This is a genomic window from Streptomyces sp. NPDC056128 (assembly GCF_042263835.1).
Classification (GTDB): Bacteria; Actinomycetota; Actinomycetes; order Streptomycetales; family Streptomycetaceae; genus Streptomyces.
The window spans coordinates 37,627-53,466 of sequence record NZ_JBHJVQ010000036.1; the positions used below are offsets into that span (position 1 = coordinate 37,627).

The 15,840-nt window shown below is 73.3% G+C and carries 18 protein-coding genes; 3 read left to right on the top strand and 15 right to left on the bottom strand.

Annotated elements, in window-relative coordinates; genetic code table 11:
- Positions 1–12 precede the first annotated feature (12 nt).
- The 10 genes from ACFC1X_RS36185 to ACFC1X_RS36230 form a co-directional block, all read right to left on the bottom strand.
- Positions 13–348, bottom strand: a complete 336-nt coding sequence (locus ACFC1X_RS36185; protein ID WP_064729127.1) for an Lsr2 family protein — start codon at positions 346–348, stop codon at positions 13–15.
- A gap of 205 nt (positions 349–553) precedes the next feature.
- On the bottom strand, positions 554–1,063 hold the full coding sequence (locus ACFC1X_RS36190; RefSeq protein ID WP_122616866.1) for an amino-acid N-acetyltransferase: 510 nt from the start codon (positions 1,061–1,063) through the stop codon (positions 554–556).
- A 9-nt stretch (positions 1,064–1,072) separates the two neighbouring features.
- Positions 1,073–1,471, bottom strand: a complete 399-nt coding sequence (locus tag ACFC1X_RS36195) for a BlaI/MecI/CopY family transcriptional regulator (RefSeq protein ID WP_122616865.1) — start codon at positions 1,469–1,471, stop codon at positions 1,073–1,075.
- Positions 1,472–1,605: 134 nt separating this feature from the next.
- On the bottom strand, positions 1,606–1,785 hold the full coding sequence (locus ACFC1X_RS36200) for a hypothetical protein (protein WP_234959492.1): 180 nt from the start codon (positions 1,783–1,785) through the stop codon (positions 1,606–1,608).
- Between the two features lie 23 nt (positions 1,786–1,808).
- Positions 1,809–2,405 (bottom strand): hypothetical protein, encoded by a 597-nt coding sequence (locus ACFC1X_RS36205; RefSeq protein WP_376362552.1) that lies wholly within the window; start codon positions 2,403–2,405, stop codon positions 1,809–1,811.
- A 138-nt stretch (positions 2,406–2,543) separates the two neighbouring features.
- The gene (locus ACFC1X_RS36210) at positions 2,544–3,341 is read right to left on the bottom strand and encodes a type III pantothenate kinase (protein ID WP_161330432.1); all 798 of its coding nucleotides are present in this window, start codon (positions 3,339–3,341) and stop codon (positions 2,544–2,546) included.
- A gap of 4 nt (positions 3,342–3,345) precedes the next feature.
- A complete protein-coding gene (nadC, locus tag ACFC1X_RS36215) occupies positions 3,346–4,326 on the bottom strand; it encodes a carboxylating nicotinate-nucleotide diphosphorylase (RefSeq protein ID WP_376362555.1) in 981 nt (326 codons plus the stop codon).
- 5 nt (positions 4,327–4,331) lie between these two features.
- The gene (locus tag ACFC1X_RS36220; RefSeq protein WP_376362558.1) at positions 4,332–6,065 is read right to left on the bottom strand and encodes an L-aspartate oxidase; all 1,734 of its coding nucleotides are present in this window, start codon (positions 6,063–6,065) and stop codon (positions 4,332–4,334) included.
- Positions 6,062–7,063, bottom strand: a complete 1,002-nt coding sequence (panC, locus tag ACFC1X_RS36225) for a pantoate--beta-alanine ligase (RefSeq protein ID WP_376362561.1) — start codon at positions 7,061–7,063, stop codon at positions 6,062–6,064. Before panC ends, ACFC1X_RS36220 begins: the two co-directional genes overlap by 4 nt.
- Positions 7,060–8,061, bottom strand: coding sequence for a DUF2520 domain-containing protein (locus ACFC1X_RS36230; protein ID WP_376362564.1), 1,002 nt, complete (start codon positions 8,059–8,061; stop codon positions 7,060–7,062). The genes panC and ACFC1X_RS36230 overlap by 4 nt, the downstream gene beginning before the upstream one ends.
- A 134-nt stretch (positions 8,062–8,195) precedes the next feature.
- Here ACFC1X_RS36230 and ACFC1X_RS36235 point away from each other — a divergent pair, with 134 nt between their 5' ends.
- Positions 8,196–9,383 carry a threonine aldolase family protein gene (locus ACFC1X_RS36235; RefSeq protein ID WP_376362567.1) on the top strand — a complete coding sequence of 396 codons (1,188 nt, stop codon included), beginning with the start codon at positions 8,196–8,198 and terminating at the stop codon, positions 9,381–9,383.
- A gap of 13 nt (positions 9,384–9,396) precedes the next feature.
- Here the strand turns inward: ACFC1X_RS36235 and ACFC1X_RS36240 are convergent, their stop codons facing one another.
- Positions 9,397–9,612 carry a hypothetical protein gene (locus tag ACFC1X_RS36240; RefSeq protein WP_376362570.1) on the bottom strand — a complete coding sequence of 72 codons (216 nt, stop codon included), beginning with the start codon at positions 9,610–9,612 and terminating at the stop codon, positions 9,397–9,399.
- 168 nt (positions 9,613–9,780) lie between these two features.
- On the opposite strand from ACFC1X_RS36240, the gene ACFC1X_RS36245 reads away from it, so the two are divergent.
- A complete protein-coding gene (locus ACFC1X_RS36245; protein WP_376362573.1) occupies positions 9,781–10,887 on the top strand; it encodes a DUF5937 family protein in 1,107 nt (368 codons plus the stop codon).
- Between the two features lie 22 nt (positions 10,888–10,909).
- Here the strand turns inward: ACFC1X_RS36245 and ACFC1X_RS36250 are convergent, their stop codons facing one another.
- From ACFC1X_RS36250 to ACFC1X_RS36260, 3 genes are read right to left on the bottom strand one after another with little or no spacing between them, the layout of a single operon-like run.
- Positions 10,910–11,542 carry an AAA family ATPase gene (locus tag ACFC1X_RS36250; protein WP_376362576.1) on the bottom strand — a complete coding sequence of 211 codons (633 nt, stop codon included), beginning with the start codon at positions 11,540–11,542 and terminating at the stop codon, positions 10,910–10,912.
- A 40-nt stretch (positions 11,543–11,582) separates the two neighbouring features.
- Positions 11,583–12,257, bottom strand: a complete 675-nt coding sequence (locus ACFC1X_RS36255; RefSeq protein WP_376362579.1) for a response regulator — start codon at positions 12,255–12,257, stop codon at positions 11,583–11,585.
- 53 nt (positions 12,258–12,310) lie between these two features.
- On the bottom strand, positions 12,311–13,516 hold the full coding sequence (locus tag ACFC1X_RS36260) for a sensor histidine kinase (protein WP_376362582.1): 1,206 nt from the start codon (positions 13,514–13,516) through the stop codon (positions 12,311–12,313).
- A gap of 118 nt (positions 13,517–13,634) precedes the next feature.
- On the opposite strand from ACFC1X_RS36260, the gene ACFC1X_RS36265 reads away from it, so the two are divergent.
- Positions 13,635–14,723 (top strand): SAM-dependent methyltransferase, encoded by a 1,089-nt coding sequence (locus ACFC1X_RS36265; protein WP_376362586.1) that lies wholly within the window; start codon positions 13,635–13,637, stop codon positions 14,721–14,723.
- Here the strand turns inward: ACFC1X_RS36265 and ACFC1X_RS36270 are convergent.
- Positions 14,688–15,839, bottom strand: coding sequence for an NADH-quinone oxidoreductase subunit D (locus tag ACFC1X_RS36270; protein WP_376362589.1), 1,152 nt, complete (start codon positions 15,837–15,839; stop codon positions 14,688–14,690). The two genes, ACFC1X_RS36265 and ACFC1X_RS36270, sit on opposite strands and share 36 nt — an antisense overlap.
- Position 15,840: the final 1 nt, after the last annotated feature.

A 15,840-nucleotide genomic window follows, 5' to 3' on the forward strand; every position in this document is an offset into this window, starting at 1 on the left:
CGGGCCGGGTGATCAGCCGTTGGCCTTCTCGTACGCCTCGCGGATGATCGCGGGAACACGGCCGCGGTCGTTGACCTCGTAACCGTTCTCCTTCGCCCAGGCGCGGATCGCCGCGGTGTCCTGGCTGCCACCGGAAGAGGCGCGCGCCTTGCCGCGACCGCCCGAGGCACGGCCTCCGGTACGGCGGCCACCCTTGACGTAGGCGTCGAGAAGACCACGGAGCTTGTCCGCGTTGGCGGTGGTGAGATCGATCTCGTACGTCTTGCCGTCGAGTGCGAACGTCACGGTCTCGTCTGCCTCGCCGCCGTCGAGGTCATCGACAAGAAGGACCTGAACCTTCTGTGCCACCGGATTTCCTTTCATCGATAACGTGAGGGCCGGAGGTCCGTCGGCGTCCGCCGTATCGCCGTCCCTTGTTATATGCAGTACTGCACTACGCCGGAAAGCAAACCGCTTTTGCCGGAAAAACACAAACCCCCGACGGAGACCGGCAGCCCGACTCCGGGCCGGAAACATACGCGTTTCGGACATAGGGTCTGGCCCTGTCCCGCGATCACAGATGCAGAAGCATCCGACTGTTACCCAAGGTGTTCGGTTTCACTCGTTCGAGACCGAGGAACTCCGCAACGCCCTCGTCATAGGAACGCAGCAGCTCCGCGTAGACATCGGTGTCGACCGGCGTCTCCCCGATCTCCACGAAGCCGTGCTTGACGAAGAAGTCCACTTCGAAGGTCAGACAGAAAACGCGGCGAACACCGAGCCAGCGCGCCGTGTCCAGCAACTTCTCCAGCAAGTGATGTCCCACGCCGGCCCCCTTCAGGCCCGGCTTCACCGCGAGAGTGCGCACTTCCGCGAGGTCTTCCCACATCACGTGCAGGGCACCGCAGCCGACCACCTCGGCGTTGTCGTCCCGTTCCGCGACCCAGAACTCCTGGATGCTCTCGTAAAGCGTCACCATCGCTTTGTCGAGCAGGATACGGTCGCGGACGTACGCGTCGAGGAGCCGGCGTACGTCCGGGACATCCCTGGTACGGGCCCGCCGGACGGTGATGGCATTTGACATGTGGGGACGCTATCGCTCGCCGCCGTCCGGTACCGAGCCGGGGTTGGGGGCGGGGGTTTCCGGTCCCTGCACGATGCGGATGGCGTCTCTGAGGGCCTGCCGCTGTTCCTCGCTCATCATGCCGAAGAAGGCGATGAGGGCGGCGGCGGGGTTGTCGCTCTGCGACCACGCGTCGTTCATCAGCGCGGCGGCGTAGGCGGCTCGGGTGGAGACCGCCTCATATCGATAGGCCCGGCCTTCCGACTCGCGGCGGACCCAGCCCTTCTGATGGAGATTGTCCAAAACGGTCATCACGGTGGTGTACGCGATGGACCGTTCCTGTTGGAGGTCTTCCAGGACTTCTCGAACGGTCACGGGGCGGTTCCACTTCCACACCCTCGTCATGACCGCGTCTTCGAGTTCTCCCAATGGGCGAGGCACGCTCCGAACGATAGTGGGAGATCTGGCCGATCGCGTGCCGGACGTGCGGTTTTGCTGGCAAACGGGCGTGGAAAGGGCGTACGGCTCCCGTGGGTCACCTGGGAGCCGTACGCGCGGTGAGGTCAGCCCTCGGCGTGGGGGGACTGCTGCCGGGCGCCCTCCGCCCGGGCGAGGGCGGCGTCCACGGCCGCGTCCTCCTTGGCCTTGTTGGCGCCGCCCTGGGTCTTCACGATCACCCGGATCAAGCCGATGAAGAACACGGCCATGACGGCCGGGGGCAGGAGCGCGGAGACGTAGTCCATGGACCCAGGGTAGCCAGGGGGTGTCAGCCGGCCGCGAGGTGGTGCCGCGAGCCGGGGGCGGGCGGGGCCGGCTTGCGGCGGGGGAAGACCTCGCCGGGGGTCGGGACGGGGCGTTTCGGGGTGGCCGGGGCCGGGGCCGGGCGGGGGGCCGGCTTCTGGGCGGGCTTCTGGGCGGGCTGCTTGTCGGGCTGCTGGCCGCCTGGGAGGGCGTGCAGGTGGGTGCGGGCGGCGGGGAGCCGGACGGTGAGGGGTGCGGGCGGTGCGCAGCGGGTCAGCAGCGCGGCAGCGGTGGGGTTGCCGCGCAGGGCGCCGAGGGCGGCGAGGTCGTCCGCGTGGGGGCGGTGGCCGGCGCCGAGGGCCTCGTCCAGGAGTGCGAGGTAGCCGGTGGCGGTGCCGGGGAGGGCGGCGCGGTACCGGGCGAGGTCGGCCACCAGGAAGGCGCGTAGCCGGGCGCTCTCCCGCATCGCCTCGTCGAGCGACTCTGCGAGGCGGAGGCAGTCCTGGGCCTCCTCCGCCGAGACGGGACTGGGGTTCAGGGCAAGGGCGAGAGCGCGCCGGAGCACACACAGCTCCTGAGCACCGAACGCCATGCCGCCGCGGGTTCCGTAGGGCGTGGGCATGCGGTGACGATACGCGCTAATCAGACAAACTCGGCATAGGGGACGGGCGCGGCGCGGCGGGATGCCTGCGGCGGCCCGCGCGGGTGGGCGCGGCGGCATCCGGCAAGCGCCGGGCCGCGTCACCCACCCCCGGCGCCCCTACAGGCGGGACACGTTGCGTTCGTACACCAGGCGGAGGCCGATCAGGGTCAGCCAGGGCTCGTGTTCGTCGATGACCGAGGCCTCGCCAAGAACCATCGGCGCGAGTCCGCCCGTCGCGATGACCGTGACGTCCTCGGGGTCGTCGGCCAGTTCGCGGGCCATGCGGTTGACGACGCCGTCCACCTGACCTGCGAAGCCGTAGACGATGCCCGACTGCATCGCCTCCACCGTGTTCTTGCCGATCACACTGCGCGGGCGGGCCACCTCGATCTTGCGGAGCTGCGCGCCCTTCACGCCGAGCGCCTCGACCGAGATCTCGATGCCGGGGGCGATGACCCCGCCGACGTACTCCCCGCGCGCGCTGACCGCGTCGAACGTCGTCGCCGTGCCGAAGTCCACGACGACCGCCGGGCCGCCGTACAGCTCGACGGCCGCGACGGCGTTGATGATGCGGTCGGCGCCGACCTCCTTGGGGTGGTCGGTGAGGATGGGGACGCCGGTCTTGACGCCCGGTTCGACCAGGACCGCGGGGACGTCGCCGTAGTAGCGGCGGGTGACCTCGCGCAGTTCGTGCAGGACCGAGGGGACCGTCGCGCAGATGGCGATGCCGTCGATGCCGTCGCCCAGCTCGTCGCCGAGGAGCGGGTGCATGCCCATCAGGCCCTGGAGGAGGACCGCCAGCTCGTCGGCCGTGCGGCGCGAGTCCGTGGAGATGCGCCAGTGCTCGACGATGTCCTCGCCGTCGAAGAGGCCCAGGACGGTGTGCGTGTTGCCTACGTCGATCGTCAGCAGCATGGCCCTACTCCGCCGCTCGCAGGTCCAGGCCGATGTCCAGGATCGGGGAGCTGTGGGTGAGGGCGCCCACGGCCAGGTAGTCGACGCCCGTGTCGGCGTACGCCTTGGCGTTGGTGAGGGTCAGGCGGCCCGAAGCCTCCAGGGCCGCTCGGCCGGCCACCAGGGCGACCGCCTCCTCGCACTCGGACGGGGTGAAGTTGTCCAGCAGGATCAGGTCGGCGCCCGCGTCCAGCACCTCGCGGAGCTGGTGCAGGGTGTCGACCTCGACCTCGATGGGGACCTCGGGGAAGCGTTCGCGGACGGCCTGGAAGGCCCGCGCGACGCCGCCCGCGGCCACCACGTGGTTGTCCTTGACCAGGGCCGCGTCCGACAGGGACATGCGGTGGTTGACGCCGCCGCCGCAGCGGACGGCGAACTTCTCGAGGCCGCGCAGGCCGGGCGTCGTCTTGCGGGTGTCGCGGACCCTGGCCTTCGTGCCGTCCAGAGCGTCCGCCCACGCGCGCGTGGCCGTCGCGATGCCCGACATGCGGCACAGGAGGTTCAGCGCGCTGCGTTCGGCGGTGAGGATGTCGCGGGTGCGGGTGGTGACGGACAGGAGCTTCTGGCCGGGCTCCACGCGGTCGCCGTCCTCGACGTGGCGTTCCACCTCGAACTCGTCCGTGCAGACCACGGAGAGGACCGCCTCGGCGACCCTGAGGCCCGCCACCGTGCCCGCCTCCCGCGCGGTGAGGTCGCCGGTGGCCACGGCCTCCTCGGGGATGGTCGCGACCGTCGTCACGTCCACGCCGCCCGCCAGGTCCTCCTGGACGGCGAGGTTCGCGATGTCCTCGACCTCCACCGGGTCGAGCCCGGAGTCCAGCAGGAGCGCCGCGAGAGCGGGGTCGAGGCCGCACTCCAGGTACGCGTCTTCGTCGGTTTCCGCGCCGCAGGCGCAGCCGTCGCCGCAGCCTCCGGAGGAGGCAAGGGGAAGGTCGGGGGTGTTCACTGCTCTCACTGCTCCTGGGGACGCTGCGTCGGCCGGCGGCCGTGGACGGTCGGAGGGAATTCTGGCGTGTCCGTGGTGTGCACGGCGAGGGTGCGGTCCGGGTTCAGGCGTACGACGATGTGGCGGGCCCAGGCGGTGTCGTCCCGGTCCGCGTGGTCCTCGCGCCAGTGGCAGCCACGCGTCTCCTCGCGCCGGGCCGCGGCGGCCACCAGGACGCGGGCCACGCACATGAGGTTGGTGGCCTCCCAGGTGTCGACGCCGGGCTCGGACGTCTTGCCGTGGTCCCGCAGGGCCTCGCGGGCCTCGGTGTGGAGGTGGTGCAGCCGGTCGGCGGCCTGGTCGAGGGAGTCCGCCGAGCGCAGGACGCCCGCGCCCTCGGTCATGATCCGCTGGATGGCGAGGCGGGACTCCGGAGGGAGCAGGGGGTGCGCCGGGTGGGCGGGGTGCGGGAGCGGGGCGGGCACGCGCGCGTGGAGGACGTCGTCCGCGTGGCTCGCCGCGATGTCGGCCGCGATGCGTTCGGCGTAGACCAGCCCTTCGAGGAGGGAGTTGGAGGCGAGGCGGTTGGCGCCGTGCACGCCGGTGCAGGCGACCTCGCCGCACGCGTAGAGGCCGGGGACCGTGGTGCGGCCCGCGGCGTCGGTGCGGACGCCGCCGGAGGCGTAGTGGGCGGCCGGGGCGACCGGGATCGGCTCGGTGACCGGGTCGATGCCGTGCGACCGGCAGGCGGCGAGGATCGTGGGGAAGCGCTGCTCCCACATCGCCCTGCCGAAGTGGCGCGCGTCCAGGTACATGTGCTCGGCGTCGCGCTCCAGCATGCGGCGCAGGATGCCCTTGGCGACGATGTCCCGGGGGGCGAGTTCCGCGAGTTCGTGCTGCCCCTCCATGAAGCGCACACCGTCCGCGTCCACCAGGTGGGCGCCCTCGCCGCGTACCGCCTCCGAGACCAGGGGCTGCTGGCCCTCCGCGTCCGGGCCGAGGAAGAGGACCGTGGGGTGGAACTGCACGAATTCGAGGTCGCTCACCTCGGCGCCCGCGCGGAGGGCGAGCGCGACGCCGTCGCCGGTCGAGACGGACGGGTTGGTCGTCGCCGAGAAGACCTGGCCCATGCCGCCGGTCGCCAGGACCACCGCGGGGGCGTGCACGGCCCCCACGCCGTCGTGCTGGCCCTCGCCCATCACGTGCAGGGTCACGCCCGCGGTGCGGCCCTCGGCGTCCGTGAGGAGGTCGAGCACCAGGGCGTTCTCGACGGTGCGCAGTCCACGCGCGCGTACCGCCTCGACCAGCGCGCGGGAGATCTCCGCGCCGGTGGCGTCGCCGCCGGCGTGCGCGATGCGGCGGCGGTGGTGGCCGCCCTCGCGGGTGAGCGCCAGGCCGCCCTCGGTGGACTCGTCGAAGTGCGCGCCGGTCTCGATGAGGCGGCGTACCGCGTCGGGGCCCTCGGTGACCAGGATGCGGACCGCCTCCGCGTCGCACAGGCCCGCCCCGGCGACCAGGGTGTCGTCCAGGTGCTGCTCGGGGGTGTCGCCCTCGCCGAGGGCCGCGGCGATCCCGCCCTGGGCCCAGCGGGTGGAGCCGTCGTCGAGGCGGGCCTTGGTGACCACCACCGTGCGCAGTCCCGCCGCCTCGCAGCGCAGGGCCGCGGTGAGGCCCGCCACGCCGGAGCCGACGACCACCACGTCCGCGTCGAGGGCCCAGCCGGGCGCGGGGGCGTGCAGACGTATGCCTGTGCTGGTCACGAGGCGGCTCCGAAGGTGAGGGGGACGTTGTCGATCAGCCGGGTCGCGCCGACCCGGGCGGCGACGGCGAGGACGGCCTCGCCGGTGTGGTCGTCGCCGATCTCGGCGAAGTCGGCCGGGTCGACGAGGGCGAGGTAGTCCAGCTCCAGCGGCGGGGTGGCGCGGGCGGCGTCGTCCAGGATCAGGCGGGCGGCGGCCCGGACGGCCGTGGCGCTGCGCGGGGCGGACGTGGCGACGGCGTGGGCGTCGGCCGCCGCGCGGGACTCGCCCAGGGCGCTGAGGGCCTCGGCGCGGGCCTGGGTGGCCGGGACCTCGCGGGCACGCGCGCACAGCGCCTCCTGGGCGGCGTGCCGGTCCAGTCCCGCGAAGAGCGCCTGGGAGAGCGCGAGGGCCGTGCGGCGCTCCGGGGCGGAGAGGTAGCGGTTGCGGCTGGACAGGGCCAGGCCGTCCTCCTCGCGCACCGTGGGGACGCCGATGATCTCCACGCCGAAGTTGAGGTCGCGGACCATGCGGCGGATCAGCGCGAGCTGCTGGGCGTCCTTCTGGCCGTAGAGGGCCAGGTCCGGGCGGGTGAGGTGGAGCAGCTTGGCGACGACGGTGAGCATGCCGTCGAAGTGGCCGGGGCGGGAGGCGCCCTCCAGACGTTCGCCCATCGGGCCCGCGGTGACGCGCACCTGGGGTTCGCCGCCGGGGTAGACCTCGTCGGCCGAGGGGGCGAAGACGGCGTCGGCGCCCGCCCGCGCGGCGATCTCCAGGTCGGCGTCCAGGGTGCGCGGGTAGCGGTCCAGGTCCTCGCCGGCGCCGAACTGGAGCGGGTTGACGAAGACGGTGGCCACGACCTCGCCGTCCGGGCCGGCCAGGTCGCGCGCCGTGCGGATCAGGGTGGCGTGGCCCTCGTGCAGGGCGCCCATGGTCATCACGACGGCCCGGCGGCCGCGCCGCACACGCGCGTGGAGCTCGCCGGCGGTGCGCAGCAGGACGGGCGGGGTGGTGGTCATCGGGCTTCTCCCTCGGGGCCGTCGGGGCCGCTGGGTCCCTCGGAGCGGTCGGGGCCGGTGGGTCCCGCGGGGCCGTCGGGGCCGTCGGGGCCCGGCCTTCCTTCGGCGAGTACCCCGAGCAGGTCCTCGGCCAGTTCGGCCTTCAACAGCCCGTGGGCCAGCGCGCGGTCGGCCGTCGCGCGGGCCATCGCCAGGTAGCCGGCCACGGCCTGCGGCGCGTGCTCGCGCAGCTCCACGATGTGCGCGGCGACCGTGCCCGCGTCCCCGCGCGCGACGGGGCCGGTGAGGGCCGCGTCACCGGAGCGCAGGGCGTTGTCGAGGGAGGCGCCCAGCAGCGGGCCGAGCATCCGGTCGGGGGCCGCCACGCCGGCCGTGCGCAGCAGCTCCATGGACTGGGCGACCAGGGTGACCAGGTGGTTGGCGCCCAGGGCGAGCGCCGCGTGGTAGAGCGGGCGCCGGTCCTCGGCGATCCACTCCGGCTCGCCGCCCATCTCGATGACCAGGGCCTCGGCGGCCAGCCGCAGCTCCTCGGGAGCGGTGACGCCGAAGGAGCAGCCCGCCAGCCGCTGGACGTCCACGGGAGTGCCGGTGAAGGTCATCGCCGGGTGCAGGGCGAGCGGCAGGGCGCCGGCCCGCAGCGCGGGGTCCAGGACCCTCGCGCCGTACCGTCCGGAGGTGTGCACGAGCAGCTGGCCCGGCCGCACGGCACCGGTCTCGGCGAGGCCGGTCACCAGGCCGGGCAGGGCGTCGTCGGGGACGGTCAGCAGGACCAGTTCGGCGCGCCGCAGGACCTCGGCGGGCGCCATGAGGGGCACGTCGGGCAGGAGCGCGGCGGCGCGCCGCCTGGAGGCGTCGGAGACCCCGGAGACGGCCACCGGGCGGTGTCCGGCGAGCTGGAGGGACGCGGCCAGCGCGGGGCCCACGCGTCCGGCGCCGACAACGCCTACGGTGAGCCGCGCGGGGCGGTCCTTGGGGTCTGGCTGTGGGGTTGTGTTCACGCGAGGACGGCCTTCCCGTTCCAGTCCGCTCGGGGTACCGGACGATTTCTCGTCATGTTAACGCGATTGGTTCGGGGGGCGTTCGGTTGTCCACAGGCTGTGGGTTTCCATCCCGCGCCCGGCATGATCCCGGCATGACTGACACCGTGGAGGAAAGTGGCGGACCGGCCGGGCAGGAGGCGCCCCCGGTGGAGCGGGACCGGCGGACGCGGGAGCGGCGGCTCGCCGTCCAGCGGGCCGCCCGCCGGGTGCTGGACCGCCCCGGCTACCTGTGGACCGTGCGCGAACGGCTGGCGCTGCTCGACGACGTCCAGGACCTCTACGACCTGGACGAGCCGGTGGACATGTACGGCAACGGCGTCGTCGAGGCCCTGGAGGAGCGGACCGCCCTGCTGCTCGGCCTGGAGGCCGCCGCCTTCTTCCCGACGGGCACGATGGCCCAGCAGGTGGCCCTGCGCTGCTGGGCCGGCCGCACCGGCGACCCGACGGTCGCCCTGCACGGACTCAGCCATCCCGAGGTGCACGAGCGGAACGCGTTCAGCCGGGTCAGCGGGCTGCGACCGGTACGGGTGACCAATGAGCCCCGGCTACCGACCGCGGCGGAGGTGCGTGACTTCGAGGAGCCCTTCGGGGCGCTGATGCTGGAGCTGCCCCTGAGGGACGCCGGTTACGTGCTGCCCACCTGGGAGGAGCTGACCGAGGTCGTCGCGGCGGCGCGGGAGCGGGACGCGGTGGTCCACTTCGACGGCGCCCGGCTGTGGGAGACCACCGTGCACTTCGGCCGGCCCCTGGCGGAGATCGCGGGCCTCGCGGACAGCGTCTACGTGTCGTTCTACAAGTCGCTCGGCGGCTTCGGCGGCGCCGCGCTCGCCGGTCCGCGCACGCTGGTGGAGGAGGCGCGGGCCTGGCGGCACCGCTACGGCGGCGCCCTGTTCCAGCAGTTCCCCACCGCCCTGTCGGCGCTGGCGGGACTGGAGCGGACGCTGCCGCGACTGCCCGAACAGGTCGTGCACGCGCGCGTGGTGGCCGCCGCGCTGCGCGAGGGGTTCGCGGCGGCCGGCGTCCCGTGGGCGCGCGTGCAGCCCGAGGTGCCGCACACCCACGAGTTCCGGGTCTGGCTGCCGTACGACGCCGAAGTCCTGGGCGAGGCCGCGCTCCGGCAGGGCGAGGAGACCGGCGTCCTGCTGTTCGCCGGGCCCTGGGACGCCGCCGGGCCGGGGATCTCCGTCGCGGAGGTCGGCGTGGGGGCGGCCGGCCTGGAGTGGACGCCCGACGACGTGCGGGCGGCGGTCGCGGGCTTCGTGGCCGGGCTGAAGGACTGAGCGGCGGTCCGGGTCAGCCCAGGGCGCGCGGCCGCCGGGACCACCACCCGCGCAGCGCGCGCCGCAGGCGGCCGTGGGCGGGGCGGCCGGCGAGTACGGCCCGGAACCGGCGGCGTTCGTGCCACTCGCGCACGACCTGCCGGTCGTGGGTGCCGGGCGCGGGCGGGGCGGGCTCGCCGAGTTGCCGGGCGCGGTAGGTGTCGAGGAGGTACTGCTGCGTGATGCTCATGGCGGATCGCCTTCTCCAGGAGACGGGTCGGAGACGTAGCGGTGGGAGGGGGCTCCGCGGCTGCCCCGGTGACCCCAGCCTGCTCCGGTCCCGCCCCGCCGTCGCGCCGATTGACGGCTGCGGTCAATCGGCGGCGGCGTTGTCAGTGGCGGCGTGCACCATGGGGACATGAGCGTGCGCATCGACATCGCGGGGCTGCGGCCGGAGAGGGTCGCCGTCGTGCCCTCACCCCTGGCCGAGCTGGGCATGGCGCTGCACGCGCTGTCCGAGCCGGGGCACCACCCCGGTCTGCAGGGCTGGGCGACGGGCGTGACCGCCCGGCTCGACTCGCATCTGGCCGACCGGATGTGCGAGGCGGACTTCCTGTGGCGGACCACCTTCTCGGACCTGTTCATGCCGTTCGCCGGGGTGCCGGGCCGCAGCACGCTGCCCGGCGCCACCCTCGCCGAGGACCTCGACCTGCTGGACAAGCTGTCCGACGAGCAGTTCGTGGACGCGGCCCTGGAGTTCACCTGCGCGCTGCCGTACAGCACCGGCGGGGTCTCCGCGCTCGCCGACGCCGAGGTGCGCCGGCGCGCCCTGGACCTGGCCGCCGCGCGGGGCCCGCAGCAGCTGCGGTTCAGCGAGCGGCTGCTGGCCGACCCGCCGCGGATCCGGGGCTGGCTGCGGCAGTTCGCGCACGACTGCGACGAGGCGTTCTTCGCGGAGGCCTGGTCCCGGCTGCACCACCAGCTCGCGGCGGACGCCCGGCTCAAGACGGACCTGCTGCGCCACAAGGGCCTCGCCGAGGCGCTGGCCGCCGTCTCCCCGGCGGTGACGCTGGACGAGGGCGCCGCGCGGATCACGGTCGACAAGCTGGGCGACGGCCGCTCCGCGACGGCGGACGGCGGCCTGCTGCTCGTCCCGACCAGCCTGGGCTGGCCGCATCTGATGGTCCTGCACCGGCACGGCTGGCAGCCGGTCCTGCACTACCCGGTCGGCTCCCCGGAGATGGCCTCGCCGGCGTCGGTCGAGCAGCTCACGCTGCGGATGACCGCGCTGTCGCACCCGGTGCGGATGCGGATCTGCCGGTATCTGGCCCGCAGCGAGTACACGACGGGCGAGCTGGCGCAGGTGCACGGCATGACGGCCCCCGAGATATCCCGGCACCTGGGCGTGCTGAAGAAGGCGGGGCTGATCACCACCCGCCGCCGCGGCCGGTACGTCCTGCACCAACTGGACGTGACGGTGGTCGCCCGGCTGGGCAGCGACTTTCTGGAGGGGATACTCCGGTAGCCCCTTACCGGGCCGTGAACGGTCAGTCGGTCCGGATGTGCCGGATCCCGACGCCCGCCTGCCTGATCCGGGTGCGCAGCGCGCCCTCGTTGTTGGGCCTCAGGGTGAGTCCCGCCAGTACGGCGATCCGGTCGGCGGTCTTCGGGACGGTCGTGTGGTCCGTCCACAGGTGCTCGGCGAACTCCGGCTCGGCCAGCCGCTCCAGGCAGTGGTCGAGCCGTCCCTCGGCCCAGGTGTCGCGACGCGGCCCGGGACGCTTCCCACGGGCGTACCCGAGGAGGTGGCCCAGCCCGCGCTCGCGCAGCCGCCGCAGCACGGTCTCGCGTTCGGCGACGAGGGTGAAGTGGCGGACGTCGTGGCCCAGTTCGCCGAGGCGGCCGACGGTCTCGGCGAAGTACCCGGAGTCGGTGACCGTCATCGGCGCGATCACCACCCCGTCGTGCTTGGTGAGGGCCAGGTCGAGGACCTCGACCACGCCCTGCCGCCAGGAGGCCAAGTCCTGGAAGTCTCCCCGCAGTTCGGGCGGCAGCATGCGGCGCAGCCCGAAGCCCACGTGCTCGGGGTCGCAGACGACGCTGCCCGGCAGCCGCCGATGTATCTCGTGCGCGGTCTGTGTCTTGCCGCCCCCGAAAGGGCCGTTGATCCACAGGAGCATGCGCAGACCCTACCGACGCTGGCGCACCCGCGGAGCCCCGTCAGCCCTGTCCCCCGCCCGCCCGCACCAGCCCGGTCTCGTAGGCCAGCACCACCACCTGCACCCGGTCCCGCAGGTTCAGCTTGGTCAGGATGCGGCCCACGTGCGTCTTCACGGTCGCCTCCGACAGCACGAGCCGCGCCGCGATCTCCCCGTTGGACATGCCCTGCGCGACCAGCACCATGACCTCGCGCTCCCGGTCGGTGAGCCGCTGGAGCTCCTTGTGGCGGGGCTCCTGGCCGGTGGCCGGCAGCATCGGAGCGAACCGGTCGAGGAGCCGGCGGGTGGTGGAGGGGGCGACGACCGCGTCACCGCTGTGCACGGAGCGGATGGCGGCGAGCAGTTCGCCGGGCGGCACGTCCTTGAGCATGAAGCCGGAGGCGCCCGCCTTCAGCGCCGAGAAGGCGTACTCGTCGAGGTCGAAGGTGGTCAGGATCAGCACCTTCGGCGCGTCGGGGTCCACGCAGATCCGGGCGGTGGTCTCCACACCGTCGAGCTTGGGCATCCGGACGTCCATGAGGACGACGTCCACGGCGGTCGAGCGCAGCACCTGGAGGGCCTCGACGCCGTCTCCCGCCTCCGCGACGACCTCCATGTCCGGCTGGGCCGCCAGCACCATCCGGAACCCGGTGCGCAGCAGCACCTGGTCGTCGACGAGCATTACGCGGATAGCCATCGGGGCCTCTTCCTTACAGGTGTCAACGCGGTACGGGGGTGCGGGGGCGGTTGTCAGGGTGCGGGTTTCAGCGGCAGCAGCGCACTGATGCGGAATCCTCCGCCCGGACGCGGTCCCGCGTCCAGGGTCCCGCCGACCATGCCGATCCGCTCACGCATGCCGATCAGGCCGTGGCCCTGGCCGTCGAAGCCGCCCTCCTCGTACAGCTCGTGCGGGGCGCCCTTGCCGTCGTCCTCGATGAGCAGCCCGAGTCCGTCGTCGAAGTAGACCAGGCGCACGCTCGCGCCCGCGTTGGGCCCGCCGTGCTTGCGCGTGTTGGTCAGCGCCTCCTGCACGATGCGGTACGCGGTCAGCTCGACGCCGCTGGGCAGCTGCCGCGGGGTGCCCTCGACCTTGAAGTCGACGGGCAGCCCGGAGGTACGGCAGTGCTCGACGAGGTCCTCGATCTGCTGGACGTCGGGCTGCGGGACGTACTCTCCGGCCTCCTGGTGCTCGCCGGTGCGCAGCACGCCGAGCAGGCGGCGCATCTCGGCGAGCGCCTGGCGGCCGGTGGAGGAGATGGTCTCCAGGGCCTTCTTCGCCTGGTCGGGGGCCGCGTCGAGGACGTAGGCGGCGCCGTCGGCCTGGACGACCATGACGGAGACGTTGTGCGCGACGACATCGTGCAGCTCGCGGGCGATCCTGGCGCGTTCGGCGGCGACGGCGACCTTGGCCTGCGCCTCGCGCTCCTTCTCCAGCCGGGCGGCCCGCTCCTCCAGCTGCGCGAAGTAGGCGCGGCGGGTGCGGATGGAGTCGCCGAGCACCCAGGCGAGCGCGAAGGGCACCGCCTGGAAGACCGTTATGGCGATGTTGCTCCCTATCCCCAGCTCGTCGTCGGCCCAGCGCAGCTGGGCGAAGGGCGCGGCGCACAGCCCCACGGCGAGAGCGGTGCGGGAGGCCCAGCGGGCGCCGGTCGCGGCGACCGTGTAGACGATCACGAGGAAGGCGAAGTCGGACGGCATCGTGGAGACGTCCAGCGCCAGCTGCCCCACGCCGAGTGCGACGGCGAGCAGCAGCATCTTCTCCGGCATCCGCTGGCGCAGCGCGATCACGACGCTCAGCAGCACGGCGAAGGGGACGATCAGCGCCATGAGGTGCGTGCCCTCGTCCGACGTCCCCGGGCCCGACACGGACACCAGGGAGACCCCGAGGACGACGAGGGCCCAGAAACTGTCGACCCCTGTCGGGTGTCGGCGGAGGAAATCGTAGAGGCGCTGCACGTAACCCAGCGTAGGGAAGCGGAATAGGTGCAGGGGTCAACCGGAGGGTCGATCCGTATCCGCCGCGCATACTCCGCAAGGTGGAGGCCCCGCTCTTCTGTGCCCCTAGCCTGGGCCTGTGACACGAGGGACGACAGGGGCCGAAGAGATTCCAGAGGCACCGGACGAGTGGCGTGGCTGGAGGGATGCCACACAGGAGGCCCTGTACGGGCCCGCGGGGTTCTACCGGGCCGGTCCGGAGGGCCCGGCCGGGCACTTCCGAACGTCCGTCCACGCGTCGCCGCTCTTCGCCGGGGCGGTGGCGCGGCTGCTGTGCCGGGTCGACGAGGCCCTGGGCCGGCCCGCCCCGCTGGCCTTCGTGGACATGGCGGCCGGACGCGGCGAACTGGTCACCGGCGTGCTGGCCGCGCTGCCCGCCGCCGTGTCGGCCCGCACGCGCGCGTACGCCGTCGAGGTCGCCGGGCGTCCCGAGGGCCTTGACCACCGGATCGAGTGGCTCGCCGAGCCGCCGCGCGGCGTCACCGGGCTGCTGTTCGCCAACGAGTGGCTGGACAACGTGCCGGTGGAGGTGGCGGAGGTGGACGCCGCGGGCGTGGCGCGGCGGGTGCTGGTCCGCGGCGACGGGACGGAGCGGCTCGGCGAACCGGTGGCGGGGGCGGAGGCCGCGTGGCTGGCGCGGTGGTGGCCGCTGCCCGGCGAGGAGGGGCTGCGGGCCGAGATCGGGCTGCCCCGGGACACCGCTTGGGCGTCGGCCGTGGCCTCGCTGGACGCGGGGCTCGCGGTGGCCGCCGACTACGCGCACACCGTGGACTCCCGCCCGCCGTTCGGGACGCTCACCGGCTTCCGGGCGGGGCGGGAGACGCGGCCGGTGCCGGACGGGTCGTGCGACATCACCGCGCATGTCGCGCTGGACGCGTGTGCGTCGGCCCACGCCGCGAGGTGCGCTCCGGATCGCACGCCCCCGGATGCCCTCACGCGCCCCCAGCGCGAGGTCCTGCGCGCCCTCGGCCTCACGGGCGTACGCCCCCCGCTCGCGCTGGCCTCCACCGACCCGGCGGCGTACGTGCGCGCCCTGACGCGCGCCTCGCAGGCGGCCGAACTGCTCGCGCCGGGCGGTCTCGGTGACTTCGGGTGGCTGCTCCAGCCGGTGGGCGGCGTGGACGCCGCCGCGCTACTTGTCGATGTCGCCGACGACGAAGAAGAGTGACCCGAGGATCGCCACCATGTCCGCGACCAGCGTGCCGGGCAGCAGCTCGGTCAGCGCCTGGATGTTGTTGAACGAGGCCGAGCGCAGCTTCAGCCGGTACGGCGTCTTCTCGCCCTTGCTGACGAGGTAGTAGCCGTTGATGCCGAGCGGGTTCTCGGTCCAGGCGTACGTGTGGCCCTCGGGCGCCTTCAGCACCTTGGGCAGCCGCTGGTTGACCGGCCCGGGCGCCAGCTCGGCCAGGCGGTCCAGGCAGGCGTCGGCGAGGTCGAGGGCGTTGTGCGTCTGCTCCAGCAGGACCTCGAAGCGGGCGAGGCAGTCCCCCTCGGTGCGGGTGACGACCTTCAGGGTGTCCTGGAGTTCGCCGTAGGCGAGGTACGGCTCGTCGCGGCGCAGGTCGAAGTCGACACCGGAGGCGCGCGCGATCGGGCCGCTGACGCCGTAGGCGTGCACGGCCCCGGGCGTCAGGGCACCCACCCCGCGCGTGCGCCCGCGGAAGATCTCGTTGCCCAGCACCAGGTCGTCGAAGACGTCCATGCGCGGGCGCACGGCGGCGACGGCGGCACGCGCGCGGCCGGTCCAGCCCGCCGGAAGGTCCTCCTTGAGGCCGCCGACGCGGTTGAACATGTAGTGCATGCGCCCGCCGGAGACCTCCTCCATGACGTTCTGGAGGACCTCCCGCTCCCGGAACGCGTAGAAGACCGGGGTGATCCCGCCCAGCTCCAGCGGGTACGACCCCAGGAACATCAGGTGGTTGAGGACCCGGTTCAGCTCCGCGAGCAGCGTCCGCGTCCACACCGCGCGCGTGGGGACCTCCATGCCGAGCATCCGCTCCACGGCGAGGACGACGCCCAGTTCGTTGGAGAACGCCGACAGCCAGTCGTGGCGGTTGGCGAGCACGATGATCTGCCGGTAGTCCCGGGCCTCGAAGAGCTTCTCCGCGCCGCGGTGCATGTAGCCGATCACGGGCTCGGCGCTGGTGATGCGCTCGCCGTCCAGGACGAGCCTGAGCCGCAGCACGCCGTGCGTGGACGGATGCTGGGGCCCGATGTTGAGCACCATGTCGGTGCTCTCCGCGGCGCCGCCGATCCCGACCATGGTCTCCGTCGTAGGAGTCATG